At 59.0% G+C, this 24,559-nt stretch carries 24 protein-coding genes and 5 pseudogenes; 11 read left to right on the top strand and 18 right to left on the bottom strand.

Annotated elements, in window-relative coordinates:
• The first annotated feature begins 13 nt into the window (after positions 1–13).
• The 3 genes and pseudogenes from ACQY4Y_RS21045 to ACQY4Y_RS21035 form a co-directional block, all read left to right on the top strand.
• A pseudogene (locus ACQY4Y_RS21045) lies at positions 14–1,567 on the top strand (ISL3 family transposase).
• Between the two features lie 100 nt (positions 1,568–1,667).
• Positions 1,668–2,363, top strand: a complete 696-nt coding sequence (locus tag ACQY4Y_RS21040) for a hypothetical protein (protein ID WP_428492528.1) — start codon at positions 1,668–1,670, stop codon at positions 2,361–2,363.
• A 680-nt stretch (positions 2,364–3,043) separates the two neighbouring features.
• Positions 3,044–3,337: pseudogene (locus ACQY4Y_RS21035) on the top strand (DDE-type integrase/transposase/recombinase); the annotation flags it as partial.
• Between the two features lie 2,042 nt (positions 3,338–5,379).
• Here the strand turns inward: ACQY4Y_RS21035 and ACQY4Y_RS21030 are convergent.
• Positions 5,380–6,168, bottom strand: a complete 789-nt coding sequence (locus ACQY4Y_RS21030; protein ID WP_428492527.1) for a Hint domain-containing protein — start codon at positions 6,166–6,168, stop codon at positions 5,380–5,382.
• Between the two features lie 809 nt (positions 6,169–6,977).
• Positions 6,978–8,141 carry an IS4 family transposase gene (locus ACQY4Y_RS21025; RefSeq protein WP_428493688.1) on the bottom strand — a complete coding sequence of 388 codons (1,164 nt, stop codon included), beginning with the start codon at positions 8,139–8,141 and terminating at the stop codon, positions 6,978–6,980.
• Between the two features lie 104 nt (positions 8,142–8,245).
• Here ACQY4Y_RS21025 and ACQY4Y_RS21020 point away from each other — a divergent pair, with 104 nt between their 5' ends.
• On the top strand, positions 8,246–8,644 hold the full coding sequence (locus ACQY4Y_RS21020; protein WP_428492526.1) for a hypothetical protein: 399 nt from the start codon (positions 8,246–8,248) through the stop codon (positions 8,642–8,644).
• A gap of 384 nt (positions 8,645–9,028) precedes the next feature.
• Positions 9,029–9,511 (top strand): hypothetical protein, encoded by a 483-nt coding sequence (locus tag ACQY4Y_RS21015; protein ID WP_428492525.1) that lies wholly within the window; start codon positions 9,029–9,031, stop codon positions 9,509–9,511.
• A 486-nt stretch (positions 9,512–9,997) separates the two neighbouring features.
• Here ACQY4Y_RS21015 and ACQY4Y_RS21010 read toward each other — a convergent pair whose 3' ends face one another.
• From ACQY4Y_RS21010 to tnpA, 5 genes are all read right to left on the bottom strand, one after another.
• Positions 9,998–10,576 (bottom strand): IS3 family transposase, encoded by a 579-nt coding sequence (locus ACQY4Y_RS21010; protein WP_428492524.1) that lies wholly within the window; start codon positions 10,574–10,576, stop codon positions 9,998–10,000.
• Between the two features lie 108 nt (positions 10,577–10,684).
• Positions 10,685–10,891: a hypothetical protein gene (locus ACQY4Y_RS21005; RefSeq protein WP_428492523.1), complete on the bottom strand. Its 207-nt coding sequence runs from the start codon at positions 10,889–10,891 to the stop codon at positions 10,685–10,687.
• Between the two features lie 2 nt (positions 10,892–10,893).
• Positions 10,894–12,473, bottom strand: a protein-coding gene (gene tnpC / locus ACQY4Y_RS21000) for an IS66 family transposase (protein WP_428492522.1) whose coding sequence is annotated in 2 segments (ribosomal slippage) — positions 10,894–11,891 and positions 11,891–12,473 — 1,581 coding nt in all. Because the reading frame shifts where the segments join, the coding sequence is not laid out codon by codon here.
• Between the two features lie 74 nt (positions 12,474–12,547).
• Positions 12,548–12,895: an IS66 family insertion sequence element accessory protein TnpB gene (tnpB, locus tag ACQY4Y_RS20995; RefSeq protein WP_428492521.1), complete on the bottom strand. Its 348-nt coding sequence runs from the start codon at positions 12,893–12,895 to the stop codon at positions 12,548–12,550.
• Entirely contained in the window at positions 12,892–13,278 is a 387-nt protein-coding gene (gene tnpA / locus ACQY4Y_RS20990) for an IS66-like element accessory protein TnpA (protein WP_428492520.1), read from the bottom strand. The genes tnpB and tnpA overlap by 4 nt, the downstream gene beginning before the upstream one ends.
• Before the next feature lie 66 nt (positions 13,279–13,344).
• Here tnpA and ACQY4Y_RS20985 point away from each other — a divergent pair, with 66 nt between their 5' ends.
• On the top strand, positions 13,345–13,629 hold the full coding sequence (locus ACQY4Y_RS20985; protein WP_428493687.1) for a transposase: 285 nt from the start codon (positions 13,345–13,347) through the stop codon (positions 13,627–13,629).
• 570 nt (positions 13,630–14,199) lie between these two features.
• Here the strand turns inward: ACQY4Y_RS20985 and ACQY4Y_RS20980 are convergent.
• Complete coding sequence (locus tag ACQY4Y_RS20980; RefSeq protein ID WP_428492519.1) at positions 14,200–14,655, bottom strand: hypothetical protein; 456 nt, start codon at positions 14,653–14,655, stop codon at positions 14,200–14,202.
• Between the two features lie 480 nt (positions 14,656–15,135).
• On the opposite strand from ACQY4Y_RS20980, the gene ACQY4Y_RS20975 reads away from it, so the two are divergent.
• Together ACQY4Y_RS20975 and ACQY4Y_RS20970 are read left to right on the top strand one after the other, a co-directional pair.
• A complete protein-coding gene (locus tag ACQY4Y_RS20975; protein ID WP_428492518.1) occupies positions 15,136–15,333 on the top strand; it encodes a hypothetical protein in 198 nt (65 codons plus the stop codon).
• A gap of 132 nt (positions 15,334–15,465) precedes the next feature.
• Complete coding sequence (locus ACQY4Y_RS20970; RefSeq protein ID WP_428492517.1) at positions 15,466–15,618, top strand: hypothetical protein; 153 nt, start codon at positions 15,466–15,468, stop codon at positions 15,616–15,618.
• Positions 15,619–15,984: 366 nt separating this feature from the next.
• Here the strand turns inward: ACQY4Y_RS20970 and ACQY4Y_RS20965 are convergent, their stop codons facing one another.
• Together ACQY4Y_RS20965 and ACQY4Y_RS20960 are read right to left on the bottom strand one after the other, a co-directional pair.
• Positions 15,985–16,377, bottom strand: a complete 393-nt coding sequence (locus ACQY4Y_RS20965; RefSeq protein ID WP_428492516.1) for a hypothetical protein — start codon at positions 16,375–16,377, stop codon at positions 15,985–15,987.
• Positions 16,378–16,726: 349 nt separating this feature from the next.
• Positions 16,727–17,484, bottom strand: a pseudogene (locus tag ACQY4Y_RS20960) (IS5 family transposase).
• A gap of 731 nt (positions 17,485–18,215) precedes the next feature.
• Between ACQY4Y_RS20960 and ACQY4Y_RS20955 the strand changes: the two are divergent.
• Positions 18,216–18,878 carry a JAB domain-containing protein gene (locus ACQY4Y_RS20955; protein ID WP_428492515.1) on the top strand — a complete coding sequence of 221 codons (663 nt, stop codon included), beginning with the start codon at positions 18,216–18,218 and terminating at the stop codon, positions 18,876–18,878.
• 765 nt (positions 18,879–19,643) lie between these two features.
• Here ACQY4Y_RS20955 and ACQY4Y_RS20950 read toward each other — a convergent pair.
• Complete coding sequence (locus ACQY4Y_RS20950; RefSeq protein WP_428492514.1) at positions 19,644–19,940, bottom strand: hypothetical protein; 297 nt, start codon at positions 19,938–19,940, stop codon at positions 19,644–19,646.
• A 437-nt stretch (positions 19,941–20,377) separates the two neighbouring features.
• Entirely contained in the window at positions 20,378–20,641 is a 264-nt protein-coding gene (locus ACQY4Y_RS20945) for an integrase core domain-containing protein (protein WP_428492513.1), read from the bottom strand.
• On the opposite strand from ACQY4Y_RS20945, the pseudogene ACQY4Y_RS20940 reads away from it, so the two are divergent.
• Positions 20,611–21,084: pseudogene (locus ACQY4Y_RS20940) on the top strand (IS66 family transposase zinc-finger binding domain-containing protein); the annotation flags it as partial. The gene ACQY4Y_RS20945 and the pseudogene ACQY4Y_RS20940 sit on opposite strands and share 31 nt — an antisense overlap.
• A gap of 137 nt (positions 21,085–21,221) precedes the next feature.
• Here ACQY4Y_RS20940 and ACQY4Y_RS20935 read toward each other — a convergent pair.
• A complete protein-coding gene (locus ACQY4Y_RS20935) occupies positions 21,222–21,455 on the bottom strand; it encodes a hypothetical protein (protein WP_428492512.1) in 234 nt (77 codons plus the stop codon).
• A gap of 185 nt (positions 21,456–21,640) precedes the next feature.
• Between ACQY4Y_RS20935 and ACQY4Y_RS20930 the strand changes: the two genes are divergently transcribed.
• Positions 21,641–21,805, top strand: coding sequence for a hypothetical protein (locus ACQY4Y_RS20930; protein ID WP_428492511.1), 165 nt, complete (start codon positions 21,641–21,643; stop codon positions 21,803–21,805).
• 37 nt (positions 21,806–21,842) lie between these two features.
• On the opposite strand, the gene ACQY4Y_RS20925 is transcribed toward ACQY4Y_RS20930, so the two are convergent.
• The 5 genes and pseudogenes from ACQY4Y_RS20925 to ACQY4Y_RS20905 all read right to left on the bottom strand — a co-directional run bounded on the left by ACQY4Y_RS20925 (position 21,843) and on the right by ACQY4Y_RS20905 (position 24,286).
• On the bottom strand, positions 21,843–22,595 hold the full coding sequence (locus ACQY4Y_RS20925) for an IS3 family transposase (RefSeq protein ID WP_428493686.1): 753 nt from the start codon (positions 22,593–22,595) through the stop codon (positions 21,843–21,845).
• Entirely contained in the window at positions 22,568–22,918 is a 351-nt protein-coding gene (locus tag ACQY4Y_RS20920) for a transposase (protein WP_428492510.1), read from the bottom strand. Before ACQY4Y_RS20920 ends, ACQY4Y_RS20925 begins: the two co-directional genes overlap by 28 nt.
• A gap of 104 nt (positions 22,919–23,022) precedes the next feature.
• Positions 23,023–23,459 (bottom strand): annotated as a pseudogene (locus ACQY4Y_RS20915) (IS110 family transposase); the annotation flags it as partial.
• 18 nt (positions 23,460–23,477) lie between these two features.
• Positions 23,478–23,945, bottom strand: coding sequence for an IS5 family transposase (locus tag ACQY4Y_RS20910; protein WP_428492509.1), 468 nt, complete (start codon positions 23,943–23,945; stop codon positions 23,478–23,480).
• The gene (locus tag ACQY4Y_RS20905; RefSeq protein ID WP_428492508.1) at positions 23,942–24,286 is read right to left on the bottom strand and encodes a transposase; all 345 of its coding nucleotides are present in this window, start codon (positions 24,284–24,286) and stop codon (positions 23,942–23,944) included. Before ACQY4Y_RS20905 ends, ACQY4Y_RS20910 begins: the two co-directional genes overlap by 4 nt.
• Between the last annotated feature and the right edge of the window lie 273 nt (positions 24,287–24,559).

The following is a 24,559-nucleotide window of genomic DNA, read 5'->3' as shown; positions in this document are numbered from 1 at the left end:
GGGAAACGCCATTATGGGTCTTGGAATCACGCTTGCTCCGTGCGGCCTCGCCATTGAGAGTATCGAAACAGAGGCCGACACACTGCGGATTGCTGCAACGCCAGTCAGCACGACCGCCGCATGCCCGGTCTGCGGCGCCGTATCCGCCCGTATCCACAGCCGCTATCGGCGAACATTGACCGATCTTCCATCGCAGGGACGGCGTGTTGTGTTGACCGTCTGCGCCCGCCGGTTCCGCTGTATCGATGCCGATTGCCGTCAGCGGATCTTCGCCGAACGATTTGAGAGCACGGTGGGTGGCCCGTTCGCACGCCGCACAATGCGCCTCGATGGAATCGTGCATCATCTCGGCCTGGCGTTGGGCGGACGGCCAGGACAGAACTTCGCGCGACGTCTGCTGCTTCCCGTGAGCAACGACACCTTGCTCCGCGTCGTACGACGCCGTGCCGTCCAACCCCGCGAAGAACCGCGGGTAATCGGTATCGATGACTTTGCCTGGAAGCGCGGTCACCGCTACGGGACGATCATCTGCGACCTGGAACGGCGGCGTATCATCGACATTCTGCCTGATCGGGAAGCCGCAACGGCGACGGCATGGCTGGCTGATCGTCCGTCGATCACCATCATCGCGCGGGATCGAGGCGCCAGTTACAGGCAGGCCGCCGCGGAGGGCCGTCCTGACGCCGTTCAGGTCGCTGACCGGTGGCACCTGATGGAAAACGCCAGCGCTGCCTTCCTCACCGCAGTGCAACGGTCGATGACCACGATCCGCAAAGCCGTCGGTGCAGGCATCCTCGATCCGGAGGCTTTAACCGCCGCTGAACAGCGCCAGCATACCGGGTGGCTTCGCCGCGAGGCAGAGAATGCTGAGATCCTGGCGCTCTCGGTTCGGGGCGTGGCCATCAAACAGATCATGCGGCGAACCGACAAATCACGCGGGCTCGTTCGCCAGGTGGTTCGGGGTGGGCGCGCCGATATATTCCGCAGCCGGATGAGCTCACTCGATCCGTTTCTGACGCAGCTTGAGACGGCATGGACCGATGGCAGCCAGAACGGTGCCGCACTGTGGCGCGCCATGAAAGCCATAGGTTTTACCGGCAGCCTGCGTGTCGTTACCGAATGGGCGACGCGGAAGTGAAAGGACAAGGGAACGGCTACTCGGGAAAAGCGGCCCAGCAAGACACCGTCTGCCCGCCGCATCGCCCGCATGATGACAATGGAGCGCGACACGCTGTCGAAAGCTGTCGCCGGGACAGTCGCGATAATCGGAGTGGCTGTGCCGGATCTGACGTCGGCACGAGATCTGCTCGATCGCTTCCATCGCCTGATCCAGCACCGAAAAGACAAACGTCTGGATGAATGGCTGGGGGATGCACGGCTTGGCCTGATGGCCTCGTTCGCATCAGGCATCGCTCAGGACCAGGCGGCGGTGAAAGCGGCATTGACCGAACCATGGTCAAACGGTCAGACCGAAGGGCAGAACACAAAGCTCAAACTGGTGAAGCGGCAGATGTATGGGCGCGCCAATCTCGACCTGCTGCGAGCCCGTCTTATCGGGACTGTGTAGCTGTGGCCGATCTCAGCACCAACATTGCGTCAGAGCCACCCGGATCACCGCGAATCGCCGCTTCGATCAGCGCTTCCAAGGCCGCCGGCAGGCCAGGCTGATGCACCACCGCACGCTTGCGCCCGGCGCCCGGACGGCGCACCTGCCGGTCGATGTCGCTGCGCGCGGACCGAAGCTCGCGGATGCCACGGTTGATGGTACTCCGCGCCAGACGGGTCGCTTGGGCGGTTGCGGTCACGCCGCCAAGGCCCTGGGCCAGAGCTTCATTGGCGGCAAACAAGCGCCGCCCCCGCTCGTCGAGAAACCGGGCGGCCAACTGCCAACGCGACCGGATGTCATCAATGTCAATCACCGGCTCAGGCTAGCGGCATGGCACCGCGTCGCGGCCAGCATATTCGCGATTCTATTCCTGCGTTCTTACGGCCGCCGCGATTCGATAATTTCTCCGCGAGTCCTTAAGCAAACGGTTCCTTGGGGCGCTGCACCGCTTGCACATGTCTGGCGCTATTGGGAAAAATGGCAACGGGTTGAGAGCGCGATGGATGCGGCGACCGTAACCTTGGTCGGCCCTCTGTTTCTGCTTCAAGTCTCGCAGCGTCCTGCTCAAACTCTGCGGCCAATTCAAGCAGTGCGATTCGGAAACGAACATCACTACCTTCGGCCGACATTCTACGATAGATTCCAGCGCTGTTCCGCAGCTTGGCTACCTCTTCTGCGTGCATGGATGATGCTCCGTTATTCGAATTACCAGAGTCAATCCGTTCAGGTAACATCAGCTATGTTAAAGGGCCATTAACAACCCGGCTGTTAATCTGCGGGTAGCCGGCTGTGGTTTCGCCCACGGGCGCCAAGAACCTTACAGGCGCACGCTTCACGGCGATGCGCCTGTTTGTCGTGTAAGACCCTGGCCGCCGTCGGCAACCTTGGTGCTCGAGGGATGGTGAAGGCTGGTTCGCAGCCCAGATAACTGATTGTTAACCTCTTGCCGTTAGCGTGAGCATTGCCGGCTGTGGTGCCGCCCACGGGTGCATCGGTCTCCGATCCGGCAGGCGCAGTCTAAAAAGAGTGCGCCTGTTTGGGGTCCAACAAGGTTTGCCTTTGAAAAGTAAAGTCATTCGGTGGCGGCCAACCGTATATTTCCTGCTGATTAACGCTGCCATCGTCTATTTGGGTTACTGGATTTGGACCACTCGATTTTGAGCCTATCTTTAAACGGTTACCAAACTCATGCGCGTTTACATCTTTCAGTCAGAGCCGGACCATGATGTTACCGGATTTTCCGCCCACAGGTTTGGTGGTGATCTGCTTCGTACATTTGCGCCGTGGAAACCGCTCGGCCCGCGCGACATGCGGGATGGTGATACGGTCGCCGACGTTTATGGTGGGGCAAAAACGGTCCTAGACAGAATACGCAGAGGCGGTGTTTTTGTGTCTCGAGCCTACTCACAAGACTAGGGCCAGCAACGGCCACGACCGCGCACGGAATTCGTGCTCGCCGCACTGGAAATAGCGGTGGGGCAAAGGCGACCACACGATGTCATTCATCATTCGGACCAGGGAAGCCAATACACGTCTCTCGCGTTTGGCGATCGCTGCCGCGAGGTCGGCGTTTGGCCCTCCATGGGGTCGGTCGGTGACGCCTACGACAATGCCATGTGCGAGAGCTTCTTCCCGACGCTCGAATGCAGCTCTCGCCGGAAATTCGTGTCTCGGACGGAAGCTGTCGCCACCGCTGGAAAACTGACCCACCCCTGGAGTGCGCCCCTGCGGGTCAGTTTTCGACCGGCGTTGACAGCGTCCTCCAAGGCGGCGAATCGCCGCCCGTAGCGGAAGCGAATCGTACTCTCGCGGTCGTCGGAAATGCAGCGGGGTTTGGAGTCGTCTTCACCCGCAGTTGGTATGATATAATATATGAGCCTATGACCACCAGTTTGACGTCGGGCAAGCCGCGGCGGACGAGCCTGCGCAGGAAGTCAGCCTTCCATTGTCGTCAGAATAATAGTTTTGTAGTTGCAAAACATACGCTGGCGTGACAAGGAGGAGTTGTCTGCATTGGGCTAGCGAGCGCTTCGCGAAGGGTGGCTGGTGTGGCTTCTTATGTAACGGTTAAGGGCAGTGGCGATCAGACGACAACCCTTGGTTTTGGCTCGACTAGAAATCTCGAATTGGCGCAGCAGCTTGTCACGCATATCAATGCCGGTATCGCGGCGGCCACCATCAGCATCAAATACGACACAAGCGGGGCGCCACAGTCGATTCCGGCTGGCGCCAGCCGTGCATTGGTTCAGGCCACGTCCAATTTTGTGGCCATGCCACCTGATTACAGCATCGACCTTGTAACTAAGTCCGGACCCGCGGCAGTGTTGAGTTCTGGCGCAGCGAATGAAATAATTTTATCGGACGTAAAGACTGATCTGACATTCCTGGCAAATTCTGGATCCGGATCGGTAGTAGCGGGCGGCGGAGACAACAGAGTCTCCGTTGGCGGGTTTGGCAACTGGTCACTGCACACGGATGGCGGCAACGACATCATCGCTGCTCTAGGTGAGGTGAGTGCTACAATTGAGGCCGGTGGAGGTGCCAATTCGATCTTGCTGGGGAAAGGCGACGATCTTGTCACCTCGACCGGCAAGGATACGGTTGTGAGCGCGTCAGGTCATGAAACCATCAATGCGGGCAGAGCGCAAAGTGACTTCGTGAAAGGCAACGCCAGTGATCTGCTCTTCATCGGCGGGTCGGGCGGTGCGACGATTCTCGGCGGCAGCGGCAGTGACACCTATCTGGGGTCCGCCCGACAAACCGGCAAGCAACTAATTGTTGGCGGATCGGATGGCAACAACTTCTTATTCGCGGGGTCGGCACCCTCATTGGCGCCGGAAATAACGATCAGCTCTTCGCCTATGGTGGGGAGCATCAGTCGCTCATCGCGGATTCAGGCAACGAGACACTTTCGTCGGCGTTTGCTTCGGGCGGCGACACCATTCAGGCCGGCTTGGGCAAGGATGTTTTGATCGGCGGCGGGGGCGCCGACACCTTTGTTGGGGGTTCCGGCGATGCGACTGTGACAGCTGGATACGGGGAGCAAGTGTTCGAGTTCACCAACCACGAAGCCGGAGGAACCGAGTTGGTTGGGGGGGATCTTCAATCCTGCGTTGATCAAAATCCATCTGGATGGATATGGAAGAGGAGCTGTCGACCAAACTCTGGCGCAGCAGACATTCAAGGACGGATCTGTTACAATCGGATTGAGAGATGGTACGAAGGTTACGTTCCAAGATGTGACCTCGCTAAACCACTCGAACTTCGTTTAGGGTCTGTGCCGCATTCGAATCGACAATGGCGCAGAGTGTTGCCCCGGCTGTGCAGTCTGCAAATCAGGGGCGGCGGCCTGGTCCACCATAGCGACCGCGGTGCCCAATATGTCTCTATCCGCTATCCAACAAAACCCCTGAAGCCTGGCAACCCTCCAGCACCGCTTACGATCGAGCGCTACTGGTCGCGTCTCAACACACGCCGTGCCATCGCCACCCGCTATGATAAGACCGCACGTCGTACGCCGCAGGCATTGCGATCGCCCGCCACACTCGATTGGTTCAAGTCGACACGATGCTGGAACTGAGGAACTGATTACGTGTGGGCTGATCGTCGCCTGCGCCGTGGTTACCTAGATTATATTTTTCGTAAAAAGGACCTAATAAAATAGGTGGAGCCCATGAAGACTCCTTTTGCTGCGCTAAATTTGGCCGCCGTGGACTCCCTTGGGACGATGTGCATTCAGCCATCGCAGGTTGTTTTGCAGCGCAATTAGGGCGCTACGTTTTCAAATAAACTATGACTACCCCGCTATCGACGATGTGGCTTATAGGCAGTTGGGCAAAACCTAATACGTGCCGCCACATTACTTGATCATCGCATTCGCAATCCCCCCACCCCTGCGTCAAGCTTGGATGGTCGGCGGAGATAACCTGATAAGTATTCTGGGTGATCGTTACAATTTCCACGACTGCTGCGTTTCCCGATGATGTCAACTGGGCAACTTTATGGCCCGGTGGCAGGATGAATTTCCACGCATTGCCGGAAACTTCAATCGAGTTGGTCGACTTTCCATTGATGACGAGCCGCACGTCACGATTCAGCTCTTCATTATCTGATGTTCTAATGTAGCCGAGGCGCTTCGCGCGATTTGCCAGCGTTCTCCAGATTGGCGCCACGCGATCAGAACCGAGGGCCAATTGCCCTTGCGTTCGTTGTTCAAACTGAACCTGGCTGTAAACAACAGCCTCAACAGGACCACGCCGCACTGTAAGGCAATTTATGAGGAGAGTTGCTGGTACTAGGCGGTTTCGAACCCACAAGCAATGCCAAGGTGCTACTAACAAGTCTGTACCCGGCAAACTCGGGGCAATCGCCTCTCGGAGTAAGCAAACCGGCGCAGTTCGCTCGGCATGCAGTTCAACTGGGCTCCACTGAACGTTAAACTTTACGGTTCTACTACCAAGGGGGGTAAAGACAACGTCGCCCGCGGTCAGCTTTTCTGCCTGCACCACTCCCTTCGTGGTGGCGACAAGCACACCACTCACGTAACAGGCTTGGTCCGCCAAGAAGGATCCAGCCCAGAGAGTCCACGACGCAAGCTCCGGACCAGATAGTCGCTCCGGACTTGATACCTGGCTGGCGCCATCAATTAGACTGATCGTATTGCTCGGAAGGTTTGGCCCAGTCACGGATGATAGACCCCTTGTAAGAGCTTAAAGTAGCCGAGCTTGCATTCCGTTTGCAATTCAAAGACTGGCGGGTCGGCGAAACAGGGTATTCTGCGGGCCCTAGCCCGATCAGCTCTGCGCCGGAGCTCCGGCGTCAGGTGTTTGATCGGCCGGAACGACCTTTCCAATTGCTGGTGCCGGACTCGCTTCATAACAATGCAATTTGCGTTTCAGAAGTGCTCGTTTGGTGTCAGCCGTGATCGTCGGACACGTGATACCGAATGATCTCGTTTCGAGGCGACTTTCGCTTTAGCAACCACTGCAGTGACCGAGCACACTAGACTCTGGGGGCTTCGCTCGGTTCGCCATTCGTCGTGTTCAAGGGTTCCCAAGCAGATTCCGTTGCCTTGCTCAAAAAGGACGAAGGTCGGCATGGCGTCTGGGTCACAGCTTGAGGATACGATAATTGTTAGGCCACCATCGCAGTTAATTACCTGGTCGATGTCCCACTCGGGACCAAGCCCGTCGGAGAGCATGCAGACCACATCGCCGAGCCCAGCCGGCTTCAACGGCCAAGAGCTGCCCTTCGCTGAGGTGAAGTGGATTACCTGGGTCATCTGACAAATTCCTCCGCAAATCTGATGTGCAGAGCCGAATGTGCTAGCCGACTGGTTAACAATTGGTTGAGGTCTAAATTGGGACCTCAATCATCCCCTCATATAGGTAACGGCAAACGCGCCGGCGAACTCGGTCGCCTGTGAGAGAGCTTGCGCGAAGCTGGCGATGAGTGGGGCGAGCCTGTGCTCTGGCATATTGGGGATCAGTTCGTAGAGCATGCAGCCCTGGCGGAACAGCGAATGGCTGCGGGTCTTGCTGGTGTTGGATTTCAGCAGCCGGTCCATGCCCAGGCTCTCGCCGACCCTGCCAAGCAAGGTCAACAGCGCCACGGCGAATGCGCTGACCAGCAACAGGCGGTCTCGCCTTGTGGGTTCGCCGATGCGAGTGGACGACAGCCCCATGCCGAACCGCAGGTCCTTGGTGTCGCGGAACGCCGGCTCGATCGTCCAGCGTTTGGAGTAGTGGTTCACCAGAACCGCCGCTGTCGCCTCCGGATCGCTCGCGGCCAGGCACCAAGGCTCCTTCATGCCCTTCGCATGCACGCAGACAACAGCGCCGACCCTGCGACCCTGCGCCGTCACACGAGCCTCGCGCAGCTTGCGGGCACGCCCGTTCTTGCCCACCCATTCAGCCGCAGGCTTCGTCTCACCATCGGTGGCGGCGACCAGGATGTTGCCGCGGAAGCGGATGACATAACCAAAGCCCAGTTCGCCAAGGAAGGCGAACAGCTTGTGGTCGCCGAAGCCGCGATCGGCCAGGATCGTCACCCGGCATGCTGGCGGCACGAGGTCGGCGAGACGCCGCAGGCAAGCGTCCTCATAGTCGTTGCGTCGGGTTGCGATCTCTTCTTTCCAAACGGTCAGCCACAGCAGCGGAGCAGCCCGGCCGTGGCCCGTCACCAAGCTCAGCACCAGCGTCGATTGGCCATCATGGTCAAAGTCGGTCCAGTCCATCGCGACCAGGATGTTCGTCAGGCTGCCCACCTGCTGCGGGACCCAGCGCGCAAAGCTGTCCCACACGTCGATGCCCGCGTTGCTCATCAGCCGGTCCACCTGCTTGACCGCATGCTTGGTGACCAACCCGCGCGCCTGCGCCAGCGCTTGGCCGATCATCGCCACCGCCAGCGACGCGCCCGCCATCACACCGAGTGTGGCCCCCGCTAGCGCGTCGACCCGTTTGGCATGCAGGTCATGACCATACAGCCCGCCGATAAACCCACGCACATCCTCCAAACGCCGACGAGAATGATACACCGCAGCCACTTCGACGCTCCCATCCGACATGGGTCAAAGCAGCTACACAACCCGAGCGAATCGCGCCTACCCCGGCGTCAACAAAATGAGGGGATTCGTGAGAATTGGGACAGGATTCAATCACTACAGATGGAACATCACGGCTGCGGGCCAATGCAAATGGCGGAGAAGAAGGGCGTAGGGTCGTCGCGCGTTGTGATACGTCGGCAATTTTCGAAATTTTGGCAAGCATTTTACCGATGAAGCTCGCAACGTTGGTAACGGGATGCTATAGCGAGTTGATGAAACTACATACATTTCGATCAAAGCAGACGTTTACACTATGTGGGCTTACGATCGACCCAACCGGGGCCAACCTCCCTAAAGAGGATGGCCCCTGGGATGACCTTGGATCTTTAATCTCGTTGGCTGCCGGCGCAGAGATGCCAACGGATATCACTGAGGAAATTGAGCGCTGCGGTTTTGCTTTGCTCGAAGGTGATAATGTATGGCAGCGGGCTTAGTAAGGCGGATGGCGCCGACTGAGCACTTTCCGATGCAACAGGCCTGCCTGCATTTCTTACTAGAGATACGGACGCGCTACCCTCCATTGTTAGATCGTTCTGAGTTAGTGGTGTTGCGCCACTCTGGGTTTGGGCCACCCGCTTGGGCTGGCTTCGGAAGCCTCCCACAACATCAGCGGGCAAATCGTGCTCGGAGGTTTACGCCAATGACCTTTGGCTCAAGCGTGGCTTCGGCTAACTGGCGGAGGTGCAACCATACTCGGGCGGAACGGGCCGAACAACGCGCTGACGATCTTTGCGGCAAGCTCGATGCGGCGGGTACCGTAGCGCGGCGCAGTGGCTGCATTCCCGCTGGCCGTGCATCAACCGATATGGAGGAAAGAGATGGGTGAGTTCAATAGCTTTTCGGAGCCGGGATTCGTCACCGAAACTTACGAGGATAACAGCATTTTCCTGCTCAACGGCAACGTCGGCCTCACGCTTAATGACAATTCGACGAGCCGTGTCCTCATGATCGCCGCCAATACGGAGGTAGGCGTCATCCTCAATGCGACGGATAAGAATGAGACCATCTATGATCTAACGACAAACTCTTCGCCGACCGTAATTCTGCAGCCCGGCGGCGTGTCTGGGGTGACCAGTATCTTTGGGTATGGCTACGACCCAAGCGCGGCTGTTGATATCACGGCCAAAGACCTGACGAGCATCACTCATAATCCCGCCGGGACGAGCCTGACGACAGTGACCGGCGGCAAGGTAAACATCATTGGCGGCAATTACGGAATCACCGCCCAATTCGGGTCGGGACCTGAATCAACCCTCCTCATCGGTAACCTCAATGCCCACGAAGCACTAACCCTCGTTTGATAGCAGAACGGCGGGCGGTGCGCGAGATCGCGCGGCAACAGGGCTGCCAAAGAATCCGTGCATCACCGCCGATCGGACCGCCTCACGTACCGATCCGGCTCCGGGTTCTTATGCGCGATATGTTGCCGCTGCGTCTCGAGCACGCCCTCAAGATTCCTTAAACGAAATGTGCTGATGGGTTTGAGGTAGACCCCATTCCCTGGACAGTAATCCGGGTGAGTTAAGAGAGACTCCTGCCAGTTCCAATTCCCCCTACCCGCGCGCGGGGGCAACGAAATTATCGCTTCTTTTCCAATTCGATTGAATCCCTTCCTTGCTGTTGACGTTGGGCCTGTGGGGGTGTGGTCAACGCGCAGGCGTTGTCCACATATCCATAGGTCACCGGCCGCGCCCCGAACACATCGCATGGGGTTCGATAACCCAGTGCCTGATGCAGGCGCTTGTCGTTGTAGAGGCTCAGCCAGCCGCCGATTGCTACGGCGCGCTTCAGGGACCGAGGCGTAGGTCTTGATGTGCACGTCCTCGTACTCCAGGCTGCGCCATAGCCGCTCGATGAAGATGTTGTGGGGGTAACGGCCTTTGCCATCCATGCTGATGCGCACACCGCTGGCCGCCAGCGCGCCGGTGAACGCGGGACTGGTGAACTGCACCCCTGATTGGAGTTGAAAATTTCGGGCGAACCATGCCGATCCAGCGCCTCCTGCAAGGCCTCGACACAGAACTCGGTGTCCATGCCGGTCGACAAACACCAGGCGAGAACCCGACGGCTGAACCAGTCCATCGGGCCGCGGAGCGGGTCGATGTGCCGGAAGGCGTCTGCCGCACCCACCGCGACCAGATACACAAACCCCTTCGCCAACGGGATGTAGGTGATATCGGCGCACCACACCTGGTTCGGCCGATCAATCGCCAGACCGCGCAAAAGGTAGGGGTAAACAACATGATCCGGTGACGGCGGCTGGTGTTCGGGTTCTGGTAGTTCGCCTCGATCCGCATCACGCGCATCAGACGTCGCACCCGCTTGCGGTTTACCGTCCAACAATCCCGCCGCAGCACCGCTACCATGCGGCAAGCACCGTAGAACGGCGTCGCTAAATACAACTGTAAGCATCCGCCGAATGCCGCGGTGAAGTGCGACGGCGGATCGGCTGGGCGGCGGATCGCGGCTACGGCTCAGTTTTTACGGTCGGCGAGAAGCTCTTTGAGGTTTTCGACACCCTGCGGTGTAAAGGCGACGGTCGATACGTCACCGAGGCCCAAGACGGAGAGGCAACCATCTTCCGGCTCCATGTCCATGGCGATGTCCTGAAGTAGCTCCTCGGGTTCACCGAGCAGCTTGGCGACGCGGGCTATGGTGGAGACGTAGCTCGGTGCCGCCATCGTCAGGCCGCGAGGGCAACCCGCTTGGCCTGGGCCCATTGCCAGGGCAGCAGTTCGTGTAACCGAGAGGCCGGATGATCGCTGATGCGGGCAAGCACGTCGGCAAGCCAGGCGCGCGGATCGATGTCGTTCAGTTTTGCCGTGATGATCAGCGAGTACATGGCCGCCGCCCTTTCGCCGCCCCGATCGGAACCGGCAAAAAGCCATGCTTTTCGGCCCAGGGCAATGCCGCGCAACGCGCGCTCGGCGGCGTTGTTCGTCAGACAAATCCGACCGTCATTCAAGAATCGCGTGAACACATCCCAGCGCTTCAGCATGTAGTCCATCGCCTTCGCGACGTCGGCGTGCCGCGACAGTCTACCACGTTCGCCGCGCATCCAGGTCTCCAGGCTGGTAACCAAAGGTGCGGCGCGGACCTGGCGCAATGCCTGCCGCTGAGTGGCGGGCAGTCCGTTGATGTCGCGCTCGACGTCGAAGATCGCATCGATCCGGCGCACCGCCTCGATCGCGAGCGGCGCCTTGGCAACATCGGCCAGCACGAACAGCTTACGTCGCCCGTGCGCCCAACACCCAGCCTCACGGATCGGACCGGGTTTGCGTGCGTGGTGGTAGAGCTCGTTGAACCCGGCATAAGCATCGGCTTGCAGGATCCCCGCGTAACCTTTGAGATGCCGGCACGGATGCTCGCCGGTGCGGTCGCGCGAGTAGTGGAAGATCGCCGCCGGCGGCGCCGGACCGCCGAACGGCTTATCGTCACGCACATAGGTCCATAATCGCCCGGTGATGGTCTTGTCCTTGGCCAGCACCGGCACCGTGGTCTCGTCACCGTGCAACCGATCGGCAGCGAGCACGTGGGCTTCGATCAGCGTCACCAGAGGCGAGAGACCTGTCGTGCAAGCGCCCACCCAGTCAGCAAGCGTGGAAACGCTGAGATCGATCCCCTCGCGAAAGAAGCGCTCGCTCTGGCGGTTCAACGGCTGATGCTCGCCGAACTGGCGTGCATGATCGTCGCCAGCAGGTCCGGACCGGCGCGGCCGCGGGCGATGACATGGAACGGCGCCGGCGGCTGCGTGATCGTCTCGCAGGACCGGCAGGAGAATTTCTCCCGTACCGTCTGGATCACCTTGTAGCTGCGCGGAATGCTCTCCAGCGTCTCGGTGATCGTCTCCCCAAGTTTGGAGAGCGTGCCGCCGCAGCACGGGCAGTTCGTCGGTGCTGGCAACACGACGCGCTCGCGCGGCAAATGCGCCGGTAGCGGTGCCCGCACCGGCTTGGAACGGGCGAACGGACGCACCGTCGTATTGTTGGGCGCCGCGGTGGCGGCAGCGACTTCGTCCTCGGCTGCGGCCGTTTCGAGTTCCTCGAGTTGCATCTCCAACTGGTCGAGCAGTTTGCGACCACGTTCCGCCGAGGCGCCAAACCGATCGCGCTTCATCTTGGCAATCAGCAGCCTCAGATGTGCAACCATCGCCTCTGCGCCAGAAGCGCGGGCCTCGAACTCGCGCCGTGCCGCACGCTCAGCGAGCAGCGCCGCCTTGAGCGCGTCGACGTCGTCGGGAAGGCTGTCGGAGGTGGTGTTCACGTGACGAGCGAATCACACTCGCCCGTAGTCATGCACGCAGAATTTTCAGAAAAACGACGTGACGGCCAAACTCATTATCCAGCCAGTTCTGGTCGCCAAGTTCGTTGCGGATTTCTCCAATCGATCCCTTCGAGCATATAACCGAGCTGCGCCGCTGTAATGGAAACGACCCCATCCGTCGGTGATGGCCAGATGAACCGCCCGCGTTCCAACCGCTTCGCATAGAGCGACATGCCGAGACCGTCATGCCAAAGAATCTTCAAAAGATCTCCGCGCTTGCCGCGGAAGCAGTAAATGTCGCCCATATGCGGGTCGCGCTGCAGCGCCTGCTGGACCTGCAAAGCCAGGCCGTTCATGCCGCGGCGCATGTCGGTCGTCCCGGTCGCCAGCCAGACCCTTACCCCCGATGGGACCGGGATCATCCGCGCAATGCGCCCAGCACGCGGCGCAGCGCCGATGTGCCGACATTCCGTCCCACTCGAAGCGTCGTGCCGTCCAGAAGGGTGATCTCGATCGCGGCGTCGGCAACGGCCTGCTGCCGATACGATGGTCTGCTTGAAGGCGTTGGCTCCGGCGCAGCCGCGTCGCTCATCACCTGAATCGGCAGGAACTGCAGGTCTGTGTCAGATCTCAGCGTGCCACCACGCACCTGGCGTCGCCAATTCCACAACAGGCCCCGGCTGACCTCGTGTCGTCGCGCTACTTCGGCAAAGCAGGTGCCGGGTTGCTCCAACTCAGCCACGATCCGAAGCTTGTCCTCGGCTCGCCACCGACGCCGCCGTTCAACACCGGTGATGATCTCCATCCTGCAACCTGCCTCCGTCCTTTGCGGCGCTCGTAAAAGCGCCCTTAGGATCAGCAGCCAGATTCAATACCGCAAGGCGGCGTTCACCGGAGGGATACATACAACTCGTCGATTCGGCGCATCAACACCGATCGCGAGGTCAAGCGGTTTATCGTGCTGCCGAAGCGTTGGATCGTCGAGCGGACATTCGGCTGGGTCAACCGAGCCCGTCGCCTCGCAAAGGATTTCGAGACATTGATCACCTCATCACACGCTTGGTTCATGCTATCGATGTGCTTTCCTGCTCATCCGCGGGGTCGCCCGCGACTACGAGGCGGCAGGGTGATTTCGAGTCAGGCTCTTTGGATGTGAGAAGCCGACATCAACCAAGCAGCGGGGAAAGAGGGCGAAATTGGAGGGGGTGAGCGACCTCGGATCAGAATCATGCCTTGTTTAAGATTTGAACAAACTTCCTGCTGCGGTCATTTTCGATATGGATGGCCTGCTCTTCGATAGCGAAGCGCTCTATAGAGACGCGATCATCGCCGCAGCATGCGAACTGGGACACCCTTTCACCGTTGCAGACTTCCTCAAACTGGTCGGCCGTCCTTGGTCGATCAACCGAAAACGTTGCAGCAACACATCGGACCCACGAGAGATCCCGACACTTCCGGGCAGCTTGGATTACATATAATGAGCGTATGAGGACAAGCTTAGCAACCCTCGCGCATTGCACACCGCGGGGCGAGCCACTTCAAATCAATACTGCGGACATGCGGTCTTATCCTTTCGCTCAACCCGCCGAGGGCGGTCGAAACCGCTGGACGCGTGCCAACCGCTCCCAGCGGCTCACGCTCGACAAGATCATGGGCAGTCCGTCGTGACCGTTGCCGCATAGGGGCGAGCCGACAATGTCGGCGGTCCAACCATTTGACTCGCCAACTATTGAATTATGACGGTCAGTTGGAGCCGAACGATGCGTTCGAAATGGAAAAGCGAGTGCTTTCCGACCAATGGGCCGCGCAAAAGCTCACCATTATGGCCAATAACAGCTTGAACTTTCTCCGGCTGGAGTTGGCTGATTTCAGACTCGAGTGACATCGTGTAAATGCCGGCTGGATAAGGATTACCGCCATCGCTAAAGGGGCCCGCTTGGAAATTCCCCTCTTCTATCACTACTCTTTCCTCAGCCATTAGCCGCCGTCCGTGATACACAGTCATGACAGCCTCTAAGCCATCCGGCAGGTTGGTTGATCCTAAAATGACAGGTTTCCTGCCACCTCCGACCATGACACTGATTTGAGCATTTATAGTTGGCGCCGAAGGCATACAGGGTGCTTGTTCCTCAACCAACAGACAGAGTAGGCAGGCAAGTATCAATTTCCGGAATAATTCCATGAGTTGGAAGCCTTCTTTTTCAAGCGGGACTCTTCAGCCGAGGATGGAATTGATGATGACTCCGAGCCGTATCGAAAGGACAAGGTGCCGAGAGCGCCGGGTGGTTTTATTTCGTGCCCGTCTAGTAATGCAATAAATATCGGAATGATGCTCCGCATGTACGCCCCGGAAGGAGGCGCATATCAAAGCCGGTGCCGAGTTGGCTCACAATGGACGCCACGCTCAACCTCTTCGACCCCGGGTCCGTGCCAGTGCCCATCAAATTAACGACTCTCTGCGCCATTCTGGGTTTCTCGCGAACGGCAAGATCCTGCTACATCCGAGAGGCAGTAAGGCATACGAGCTGGCTGAGATCGCGTTTCAGCCCGAGGTACCGCTAGTGTCCCGAGTCCGAAATCCGTCATAGCAGAGATTCGCAAACTGCACTTGGTGCGGCTCGATTTGACTTGCGGGCGTCCTCCATCGCGGCGGGAGGCAATGATGGCAGGTCGACGTTTGGAAGCACTCAGGCTGATCGACGGCGAGCGGTCTGAACTGATGGCCCTGGCGGGCCGGCCGAAGGCTGCGCAGGCCCTGGCACTGCGTGCCCGCATCATCCTGGCCTGTGCCGACGGCCTGGAAAACAAGGCTGTCAGCCAATGGCTCGGTATGCACGCCATGACCGTATGCCACGCATAAAACCGCGATGATCAGGGACTGGCTCGCCAAGCGGCCGCGCTGGAGCGTGCATCTGACCCCGACGAGTAGTTCCTGACCCAACCAGGTCGAGCGCTTTTTCGCCTTGCTCACCGAGAACAGATCGGACGGGGCGTGCATCGCAGCGTCGAGCAACTCGAAGCCGCGATCAATGCCTTCCTCGATCGGCATAACGCGGAACCAGCTCCCTTCAGCTGGATCAAGTCCGCCGACGACATCCTGGCCGCAGTCGAGCGCTTCTGCACTTACAACACTTCACCGACATGATATGGCGGATTAATGGTTCAGGACACTAGTTAGATCATGGCGTGGCCACCGCGGCACTTCTTTTGGCTCAGGTCTCTTAACTTAGTTTAGGTGTCTGGACCGACAGAAATGCACTTTAGGTGGTGCGGCACAACGGAGATCGTGCTTGCGGGCAACCGGCTGGCTTGATGCGTTCGAGCTGCCCTCAACCGTCCACGCGAAGATGCGATCTCGATGATTCCCTCGTGGAAAGGGCAAGCAGCCGCTGTGTTGCCATTCCTTGTCTATCTCCATCATAACCTGATCGGAACGATCCCGGTCGCGTCTTAAAGAACAACGCGTCACTTGATCGGTGCAGGAAAGAAGAGATTATGATAGAGCGCAAAGTTAGTTTGGTCTGCCTTCCGGGGAAGTATGTATGCCGAGATGGGCGGTCAGGCAGCTGACGATAGCGGGGATCTGCTCCTTGGGCACAACTAACCCAACTGGGCCAAAAGCAGGATGGTAGAATGTCAGAGCCGATCCTTCGCTAAGAGCATCGGGCTGGATATGCCAGCTTGTATTATAAGCGGCTTGAATATTTGCGCCCTGCAAAGACGGAGCCGGTTCTCCAGCAACCATAAGTTGGCGCACGGCTCCCAAACCACGAATAAAATCTGTGAATTCGGCCAGCTTGAATGAGAGCAATCCAGTTGCGCCGCTTGCCGGGAGGAATTCAACTACAACAGTTTTATTATCGTCTGAAAGGCGCACAGTGAGCTGTCGTCGATCCTCGGACACTATGTTCTCCATCGCTTCTGCCTTACGGGGCAGTCCGTTAACCCATTTATCATCACAGAATTTTCATTTACAACGGTTTGAGGCAAACGCGCACCAATTTTCCTAGTTCGAAAAACGGACAGGCATTGTCGTCGAGCTAGCAGCTGATGAAACTATGGATGGGGGTCAGCGCTTCGGCAACGGGCCCGCCTCGCTTCGGACGTGCGCCGGACGCACCCTACCGTCCGGACAACTGCGCAAGATGCCATGCCAATGCCAACGCTCGTTAAACATGCGATGCGCGCCAGATCGCGCGTTCGAGGCTCGCCCTTCCTACCCAGCGGCTTCGGCTACCCACTAGGGCCTGTCGTCAATTGAGCCAAATCGCGCTGGCGGCGAGATAGACGGCGGCGAGGAAATTGCGGGCGGTCTTGTCGTAGCGCGTGGCGATAGCGCGGAACTGTTTGAGTTTGGCGAAGAAATTCTCGATCAGATGGCGCGCTTTGTAGAGGTCGCGGTCGAACGGGCGAGCCGCCCGTCGGTTGGCCCGTGGCGGGATCACCGTGCTCTTGCCGGCTTCGGCCAGCGGCTCGATGACCCGGGTATCGGCATCAAATGCCTTATCGGCGATCAGCGTATGGGCGGCCATATCCGGCAACAGATGGTCAGCTCCGACCAAATCGTGGACCTCGCCGCCGGTCAAATGGAAGCCAACTGGATTGCCAAGCGCATCGACCAGGGTGTGGATCTTGGTGCTCAGTCCACCCCGCGAGCGGCCGATCGCTTGGTCCTCGCCGGCTTTTTTTTAGCCCCGGCGCTATGCTGATGAGCCCGCACGATGGTGCTGTCGATCATCGCCTATTCGTTGTCGGCATCGCCGGCGAGATGCTCGAAAACCCGCAGCAAAACGCCGGACTTTGCCCAACGACTGAAGCGTCGGTGGACGTTTTTCCAGTCACCATAGCGTTCCGGAAGGTCGCGCCAGGGAATCCCGGCGCGGTATCGGTAGAGCACCGCCTCGATGAACAAACGGTTGTCCGCGGCGTTCGCTCCCACCGTCCCCGGCTGTCCCGGCAACAGGGTCTTGATCCGGTCCCACTGGTCATCACGCAAGCCATAGCGGCGCATCGGTCAGCCTTTCGATCAAGCTGACCGCCTACGAATCGAAGAATGCGCCGCGCCGGAATCTCCTAGTTTGCCTGGATAACCGATTTACGCTTAGCTGTTGCACGCTGGACTCAACACGCCAGTCCTTAATTGACGGCAGACCCTAGTCACCGAGCAGGAGTCGTGATTTCTGAGATAGTCTTGATCAGCAGGCGGGTGATCAGTTTCAACCCGACGATCGCGAGAAGTCGCAAGAGTGCTCATACGAGCACTCTTTGAATCAGCGGCTGTCTCGGGTCGGGACCCGTCCGTTTCCATGCGCCCGACGCAGCATATCTTCAGATACCGGCGCTAGGTGGAATCGCCGCAACTTAGGTTCGCCGCAACGTTTGCGGTTTACCAATTATTAAGAAAGAATAGCCATAATCTTCCGGACATCAGATTGCCAAGATGGCTCCAACCTCCAGGCGGCGACGCTTTATCGGGGCATTAGGCAATGAAAAAAGTCTTGGGCGTCAAACGACGCTGGGCATGCTTGTTGTGGCGTCCAATTCTGACCTGTGAACTTTCCCTTGGGGCAGCGCATGCTATTGATGCGATCGGGATGTCCCAATCTGACTTAATGCCGAGACTTCTGCATCAAGGGTCCGTCAAAAGCGGAGCGCGCGCTTCTCCAGTTTTGCCTCCGCCCAGCAGGCAGCCGCGCCGTCGGCGACACGATAATCATAATCGGCAGCGTAGCGCCGCCACTAATGCTCAGAATCGATCTCGCTCAGGGGGTGTCCGAACACCCGGTGCCTTTGTTGCGCATCGTAAGAATCATGCGACGCTTTCCTACTGTATCGCGTCCTAGCGGAGTCCACGTAATGTCGGAGCACGTCTTGACCACTTATGGCCAAGCGGCCGTGCAAATGCTTCGAGCTGCTACCATCGAACGCGTCCAATTTCAGGATATAAAAGAGCTGACCCAATATCTTATCGCTCGATTGAATGATGAGCATACCGAGTTACTCTTGACGACGTTCTTGGATTGCGAGGGCTTTGTCGTTGCGGAATCATTTAGTTCCTCAATTTACTGCCCATCCGAAGTTATTCATCGCTGTCGGGAGCTAGATGCGACGTATATAATAGTTGCACATAAAAGTCCTGGTGCCAGTATAAGACCGTCGCTAGCAGACATTATAATTACACGAGCGCTCGTTGCGGCTGCGGGTTCGACGGGCATTTGTGTAGCGGATTACATAAATGTAGGATGCGGGCAATATTTTAGCTTTGACGAAGAACGGCTACTTATAGACCCCCCAGCGGGGTTCTCGATCGCCGGAGCGTCCGCGCCGCAAGACTGCGATGAACGAGCGGGCGAGGAGCCTGACGTGGCCCTGCCTGGGACCTTAAGAGGTTTCTCCTCGCTTTGAGCGATGCTGACGCCGCGGTCGGCGGAATCGCGAAACGTTCGAACAGATTGACGCCATCTCTCAGGGACTGGATCGGTGGCTAGAAAAGCTGCGGGAGGAGTTGGTTTCTGGGCGCTACGCGCCCAAACCCCTTCTGCGGGTTTGGATACCGAAGAGCAATGGAGCCAGAGGCCTCTCGGCATTCCGTGCATCAGCGACCGCGTGGTCCAGATGGCGGCGGTGTTGATCATTGGCCCCATCTTCGGGGCAGACCTGCTGCCACAGCAGTATGGTTCCCGCCCCGGGCTGGACGCCAAGATGGCTCTCCGACGGGTATACTGGCACGTGACGCAGCATGGGCGGCGGGAGGTGGTGGACGCGGACCTTCGCGACTACTTCACTTCGGTTATTCGGTTCCGCATTCGCCCCTGGTGCGGAGCCTGTCCCGGCGGGTCGCCGATGGGCGTATGCTTCACATCATTAAGGGTTGGCTGACAGCACCGGTGGTGGAAGTCATCGACGGGAGACCGGTGTGCAGACCACCGAAGCGCGACGGACGAATCAGGGAACCCCGCAGGAGGCGCCGATGACGCGAATGACGGCGCTGATGACGCGACTTGGGTTGGAGGTGAACGATCAGCCAGCTTGGCGCTTTGCTGCGCATCGCTGGCGATCATAGCCGGCACACTCCTCTTTATAACAATTCGCTTAACGCGAATGGTTAATGCTCTGCAAGATGCGCGAAACGCGGGAAGCAGTTGCCTTCTGAGCTAAAAAGCAAGTCTCCTAATGGCCCGCTTCGCCGCATTCCATCACCTCTGCTTCGAAATCAGGATCAGGCTGTCGGCAGTCCAACTCTTGGATCAACAAATCAACAACATTCTCAATCGCCTCAGTTGGCAACTTTCGCATGGCTTCCGAGAGGACACGCGGGGTTAACGCGATCGATGTCGGTATTCGAATGTAGCCGACATGTCTTGGCAAACGCGCCGACGGTCGGGCGTCGGTTTGAATCGATAAAGCGTTTAACATTTGCCTCTGCACCCAACCGAAGGCGTCGCCGCCGGAGGTGGTTGAAGCCATTTTGGCAACTCTGATGATCCCAATACCCTTCATACCCTTAAAAAGTGATTAATATAAGTCACGATCGTCGCATCCACCGCGCGTCCGGCCCGTGAGCTATTTTTTCAATCTTGCCCGACATTTGCAGCCGGTGAAGGCTCGGAGGAATCGCTTGTTCATGTTGTAGCGGAGCTCGGCGTTCTTCGGGTCTGCAGTGGTCCCGGTGGTCTGGACAGGTCCGGGAAGAATAAGCTAAGGCCCGTGGCCGGCTGAAGGTTTCGCCTTTCCCGGAATCAAAATCAATTCTTACTGCTGCTGCGGTGGCGCTGTGAAGCTTGTGGACAGCCGCCGACCTGTGGGCAAGGTGGGGGAAACGCAAGGCGTTTTCCCCGGCTTGTCCATAGGGGACCGCGCTTGAGCGGTCAGGCGGGCACCGGCGCAGCCGGCTGTCCACAAATTCACAGCGTCGTTCCCCCATGCGCTACGCCGCCGCTGCCGTAGCCGGCGCCACCTGGCCGGAATAGGCCCTCGTCCGGTGTCTGCCAGCCAAGCGCCTGATGCGGACGCCGCCGGTTGTACCAGTCGAAGAATTCAGCAAGACTGAGCTTCTGCTCAAGCCCGTCGGCCGCGGGGCGGAGGTAGACCCATTCGTGCTTCACGGTCCACCAAAGCCGTTCGACAAAAGCAGAGCCTGCCTGAAACTGGAGAGGCGTTGCGCCCATTGGTGCTGGCGACATTCGCCGAACGCGATGCAGCGGTCACCGAGCGCGACACTTTACCGACACAGAATGACCGGTTGCGTCATCTGCTGCTGAAGCTGACGCGGATGCATTTCGGCGTCCGATCCCAACGCCTGCCTGAGGAGCAGCTGCAGCTGGGCCTGGAAGCGCTCGGGCAGGCGATCGCCAAAGATGAGGCGCAGGCGGAGAAGCAGGACGCCGAGCTGCGCAAAGACAATGCAGCTAAGCGGCGCGCGAGCCGTGGCGCGCTGCCGGCGCATCTGCCGCGGATCGAGGTGACGCTGGCGCCCGAGGACACCGCGTGCCCTTGCTGCCGGGCGGCGATGACGGTGATCGGCGAGGACACGTCCGAGCGGCTGGACGTGATCCCGGCGCAGTTTCTGGTGATCGTGACGCGACGGCCAAAGCTTATCTGCCGGGCCTGCCCGGCTACCTGATAGCCCAAAATTCGGCAATGTCCGGATTGGTCAAGCCTTTCAGTCGTTTAACCGTTGGGAAATTTGATTCCGGTTGTGATAACATGCTACCAAACTTAGCGCATGCCGCCGACTACGGCAGCGATTTAGCGATTGCTACGCTCGCCCTGACCCTGCCAGCACAACCAGCCGTGTAACTCGGCAGCGTCCGCCGCCGCTGATTTGATTTTCTGAAATTCTTCAAACGTGTGACTGGCCGCCCATAGCAGCATCAGGTGCAAAAGTTCTTCCCGTGGCTCACCGTGCAGATTTGCTCGGTCAGCTAGGATTTTGATAAATCGCTTCACGCGATAACGTTGTTGGATTGTTAAGCCGATCATCAGCGTGTCTTAGCAAATATCAAAACGCAAATGGAAGCACCACGCGCTGTTTTTTCGATCCCAGCAAAGGGCCGCACCCAAAAGTTGGACAAGCCTGTTTGATATAACGCGATCGTATCAATTGTGCGCGATATGCGTGCGTCAATCGAAACTTCGCGCCATAGTCGTTTATGGCACTGCGGTCTATGGCGGAATTGCGCCTTTTAATCCTGAATTTCCGGGAAATGGCGCACTTTGGCGACGATCCATGGCTGCAGGCATCACTACTTGAGGTTGCAAACGATATCGAGATGGAAATCCGAACGATCGATGCCGCTGCCTCTACTGAATTGCGCGAGCAGCGACTTTGAACCACGTGCTGGAGTGCGCCCCTGCGGGTGGACAGTTTCAAGCCAGCACTTTGATCGTCTGGCGGGTGTGTTGATCCTCAAACTGGGCCGGGCTGAGATAGCCAAGCGCTGAATGCAGTCGTTTGGTGTTGTAGACCTCGTCGATGAAGCGTGGAAGATCGGCGGTAACATCCTCGAAGTAGGGATTGCCGCGACGGCTCATCGAACCTTTTAGGCCGTACTCGGCAATCAAAGTGCGATAGGCGTCCGACGCGTATTGCGCCCCCCGATCGGAATGGTGAATACAATCCTTGGGCGGCTGACGCAGTCGGATGGCGGCCTTGAAGGCGGCGATCGCAATCCGGGCATCCATCGATCGGCTGATGGCGTAGCCGATCACTTTGCGCGACCAGGCGTCCAGGATGGCGGCGAGATAGACGAAGCCACCCGGGATCGCCACATAGGTCAGATCCGCGATCCAGAGCTGATTGGAGCGTTCGACCACCAGGCCCTTGGTCAGGTTCTTGAAGATCGGGCTGGCATGGTTGCTGTCGGTGGTGACGACATACCGTCGGCGGCGCTTCGGTTGCAGATCATGCTCGCGCATCAGGCGGCGGATCTTCTTGCTATTCACCACCATACCCTGGTGGCGGAGGGCCGCACTCACCCGTCGGTACCCGTAGCACTCAAATTCGTCACAGATCTTGCTGATCCGTTGGACGACATCGTCCTGAGACGCCGCGATGGGCGGTGCGTCGTAGAACGTCGAGCGCGCCAGCCCCATCAGTTCGCACCCCCGGCGGGCGGTGATGCCACGGGGCCGGTGACGACGGAGGTATTCGCGCTTTTCGGCCGGGGTGCCTGCTTGAGAGCCCCCTTTAGCATCTCGATCTCCAGCGCCTGGCGACCGACCATCCGCTCCAGAGCTGCGATCTTGGCTTCGTATTCCTGAAGCAGGTCAGCCGCCTGGACATCATCATCCAACGCCCCGGCTTCGAACTTGCCAACCCAGATCCGGATCAGTTGGCGCGAGATGTCGTGGCGCTTGGACAGCGCATGTAGCGCCTCCCCGGCGATGAATTCTTCGGCTACCTGCCGCTTGAACGCCGCACTATGGGAACGATGCTTGGGCATGGCTTCTAGTCTCCAGAAGCCCGACCAGGGGGGTCAAATCTACGAACTCAAACTGTCCACCCGCGGGGGCGCACTCCAAAACCGGGTCAATCCCAAACAGTCGCTTGCACCGCGTTGAGCATCTCCTGAAACGCCAGTCGCTGCGCCGGATGGGTGAAGGTCTGCCAAACGAGAGAATGCTTATGCCGGCCGCGCCAACTCGTCTTGCGATCGTAGCTGCGCCGTGGCGCAGCAGGAACGAGGTAACGTGTTGGCGTTTCCGCCTGTAGTCCTCGACAGCAATTTCGCGCGTGCGCACAAGATCTCGCACCGCCTCGTGCGCCCACACCGCCGTCAGTTCGCCAGCTCGCAGCAGGCGTGCCAGGGACAGCGCATCCCGCCGGTTGGTCTTGACCCGATCACCGGGCCGACGCGGAATGAGCGAAGGCGCAACCACCATGCACGCGTGCCCAAGGGAAACAAGCTGGCGATACAGCCCAAAGCCGGTCGGACCTGCCTCGTAACAGAAATGTAGCGCCTCGTAACGCTCAGCTAGGGTCCGTTCGCATTTGAATACCTGTCAGCCGGAAGACTTGAACCAGTCAAGCGTTGTGGCGATTGCAATACCTGCGGCGTAGGAGATCGCTGTCTTGTCGTACCGCGTGGCGATGGCCCGCCACTCTTTCAGGCGCGACCAGCAGCGTTCGATCAGGTTGCGGTGCCGGTATAGGTAGTCTGGGCACGGCTCCGGCTGCTTGGTGTTCTTGCGCGACGGCACAACCGGGATCGACCCCATTGCCCGCGCCGCCGAACGGAACACCTTGGCGTCGCACGCCATGTCAGCCAACGCCCAGGTCGGCGGCTTGGGCAGACGCTGCAACAGCAGCACCGAGGCAGCCAGTTCGTGCGCCTGACCCGGCGCCAGGACAAAGTCGACAAGGCGGCCAGCGGCATCGCAAAGGCCGATGATTTTACAGCCAAAACCGCCTCGCGACCGGCCAAGCGCCTGGGTCTCGCCGTCGGTGTTGCGATTGAATCGCAGACTCACATCGTCGGTTTGCTCGGACCCGCGCCGGCCGCCTTCTGGTGCGCCCGCGCGATCGTGCCGTCGATGCAGGCAAACGCCAGTTTTGGCTCTCCTTCGGCCACCACGTGCGCCATGATCCGGTCCCAGACGCCGCTCACCGCCCAGCGGCGGAAACCCAGGTAGGCGTGGTGCCAAGGGCCGAGTTCGGCCGGGATCGAACGCCATTTAGCGCCGTTGCCGAGCCGCCAAATGATCGCCTCGATGGTGCGCCGCTCTTGCTTGCGCGGACGCGCGCCACGGATCTTGACCGCTTCGATCGCTGCTTCGAACTTCGCCCACTGCGCATCGGTCAGAACTTGCATGGTCTTGCCCCGGCTATCACCGCAGAAAACCAGGACCTTCCTCGATTCGCCAAGTGCTTAAATGCGAACGGACCCTAGCTTGCGCACCAGTTTCGCGACGGCATCCCGTGTGTTATCGAACTCACCCAAGATAACGCGCTTCGCCGTTCCGGTCACCGTCCGCCTCGGCCACAGCATTCCGTGCCTTTTTGCGTCGAGGCTCGGCCCGGCCCATCCGGGCAACCATCGCTCAACCCGCACAAATGGGACGAGCCACCTCAGCCCACACGACGG

Origin of the sequence: Rhodopila sp., assembly GCF_965277165.1 — a bacterium.
Classification (GTDB): Bacteria; Pseudomonadota; Alphaproteobacteria; order Acetobacterales; family Acetobacteraceae; genus Rhodopila.
The sequence above is the reverse complement of the archived record's forward strand: the minus strand, read 5'-3'. Positions and strand labels throughout refer to the sequence as shown.

Excerpts from the sequence above, each read along its gene's own strand:
- ACQY4Y_RS21040 (WP_428492528.1), top strand. The coding sequence starts at position 1,668 with ATGCACCACCGCACGCTTGCGCCCGGCGCCCGGACGGCGCACCTGCCG.
- ACQY4Y_RS21015 (WP_428492525.1), top strand. The coding sequence starts at position 9,029 with ATGGGTGAGTTCAATAGCTTTTCGGAGCCGGGATTCGTCACCGAAACT.
- ACQY4Y_RS21010 (WP_428492524.1), bottom strand. The coding sequence starts at position 10,576 with ATGGTAGCGGTGCTGCGGCGGGATTGTTGGACGGTAAACCGCAAGCGG.
- ACQY4Y_RS21005 (WP_428492523.1), bottom strand. The coding sequence starts at position 10,891 with ATGGCGGCACCGAGCTACGTCTCCACCATAGCCCGCGTCGCCAAGCTG.
- tnpB (WP_428492521.1), bottom strand. The coding sequence starts at position 12,895 with ATGATCCCGGTCCCATCGGGGGTAAGGGTCTGGCTGGCGACCGGGACG.
- tnpA (WP_428492520.1), bottom strand. The coding sequence starts at position 13,278 with ATGGAGATCATCACCGGTGTTGAACGGCGGCGTCGGTGGCGAGCCGAG.
- ACQY4Y_RS20980 (WP_428492519.1), bottom strand. The coding sequence starts at position 14,655 with ATGGAATTATTCCGGAAATTGATACTTGCCTGCCTACTCTGTCTGTTG.
- ACQY4Y_RS20975 (WP_428492518.1), top strand. The coding sequence starts at position 15,136 with ATGGCAGGTCGACGTTTGGAAGCACTCAGGCTGATCGACGGCGAGCGG.
- ACQY4Y_RS20955 (WP_428492515.1), top strand. The coding sequence starts at position 18,216 with ATGCTCAGAATCGATCTCGCTCAGGGGGTGTCCGAACACCCGGTGCCT.
- ACQY4Y_RS20950 (WP_428492514.1), bottom strand. The coding sequence starts at position 19,940 with ATGGCTTCAACCACCTCCGGCGGCGACGCCTTCGGTTGGGTGCAGAGG.
- ACQY4Y_RS20945 (WP_428492513.1), bottom strand. The coding sequence starts at position 20,641 with ATGGGCGCAACGCCTCTCCAGTTTCAGGCAGGCTCTGCTTTTGTCGAA.
- ACQY4Y_RS20935 (WP_428492512.1), bottom strand. The coding sequence starts at position 21,455 with ATGATCGGCTTAACAATCCAACAACGTTATCGCGTGAAGCGATTTATC.
- ACQY4Y_RS20930 (WP_428492511.1), top strand. The coding sequence starts at position 21,641 with ATGGCGGAATTGCGCCTTTTAATCCTGAATTTCCGGGAAATGGCGCAC.
- ACQY4Y_RS20920 (WP_428492510.1), bottom strand. The coding sequence starts at position 22,918 with ATGCCCAAGCATCGTTCCCATAGTGCGGCGTTCAAGCGGCAGGTAGCC.
- ACQY4Y_RS20905 (WP_428492508.1), bottom strand. The coding sequence starts at position 24,286 with ATGCAAGTTCTGACCGATGCGCAGTGGGCGAAGTTCGAAGCAGCGATC.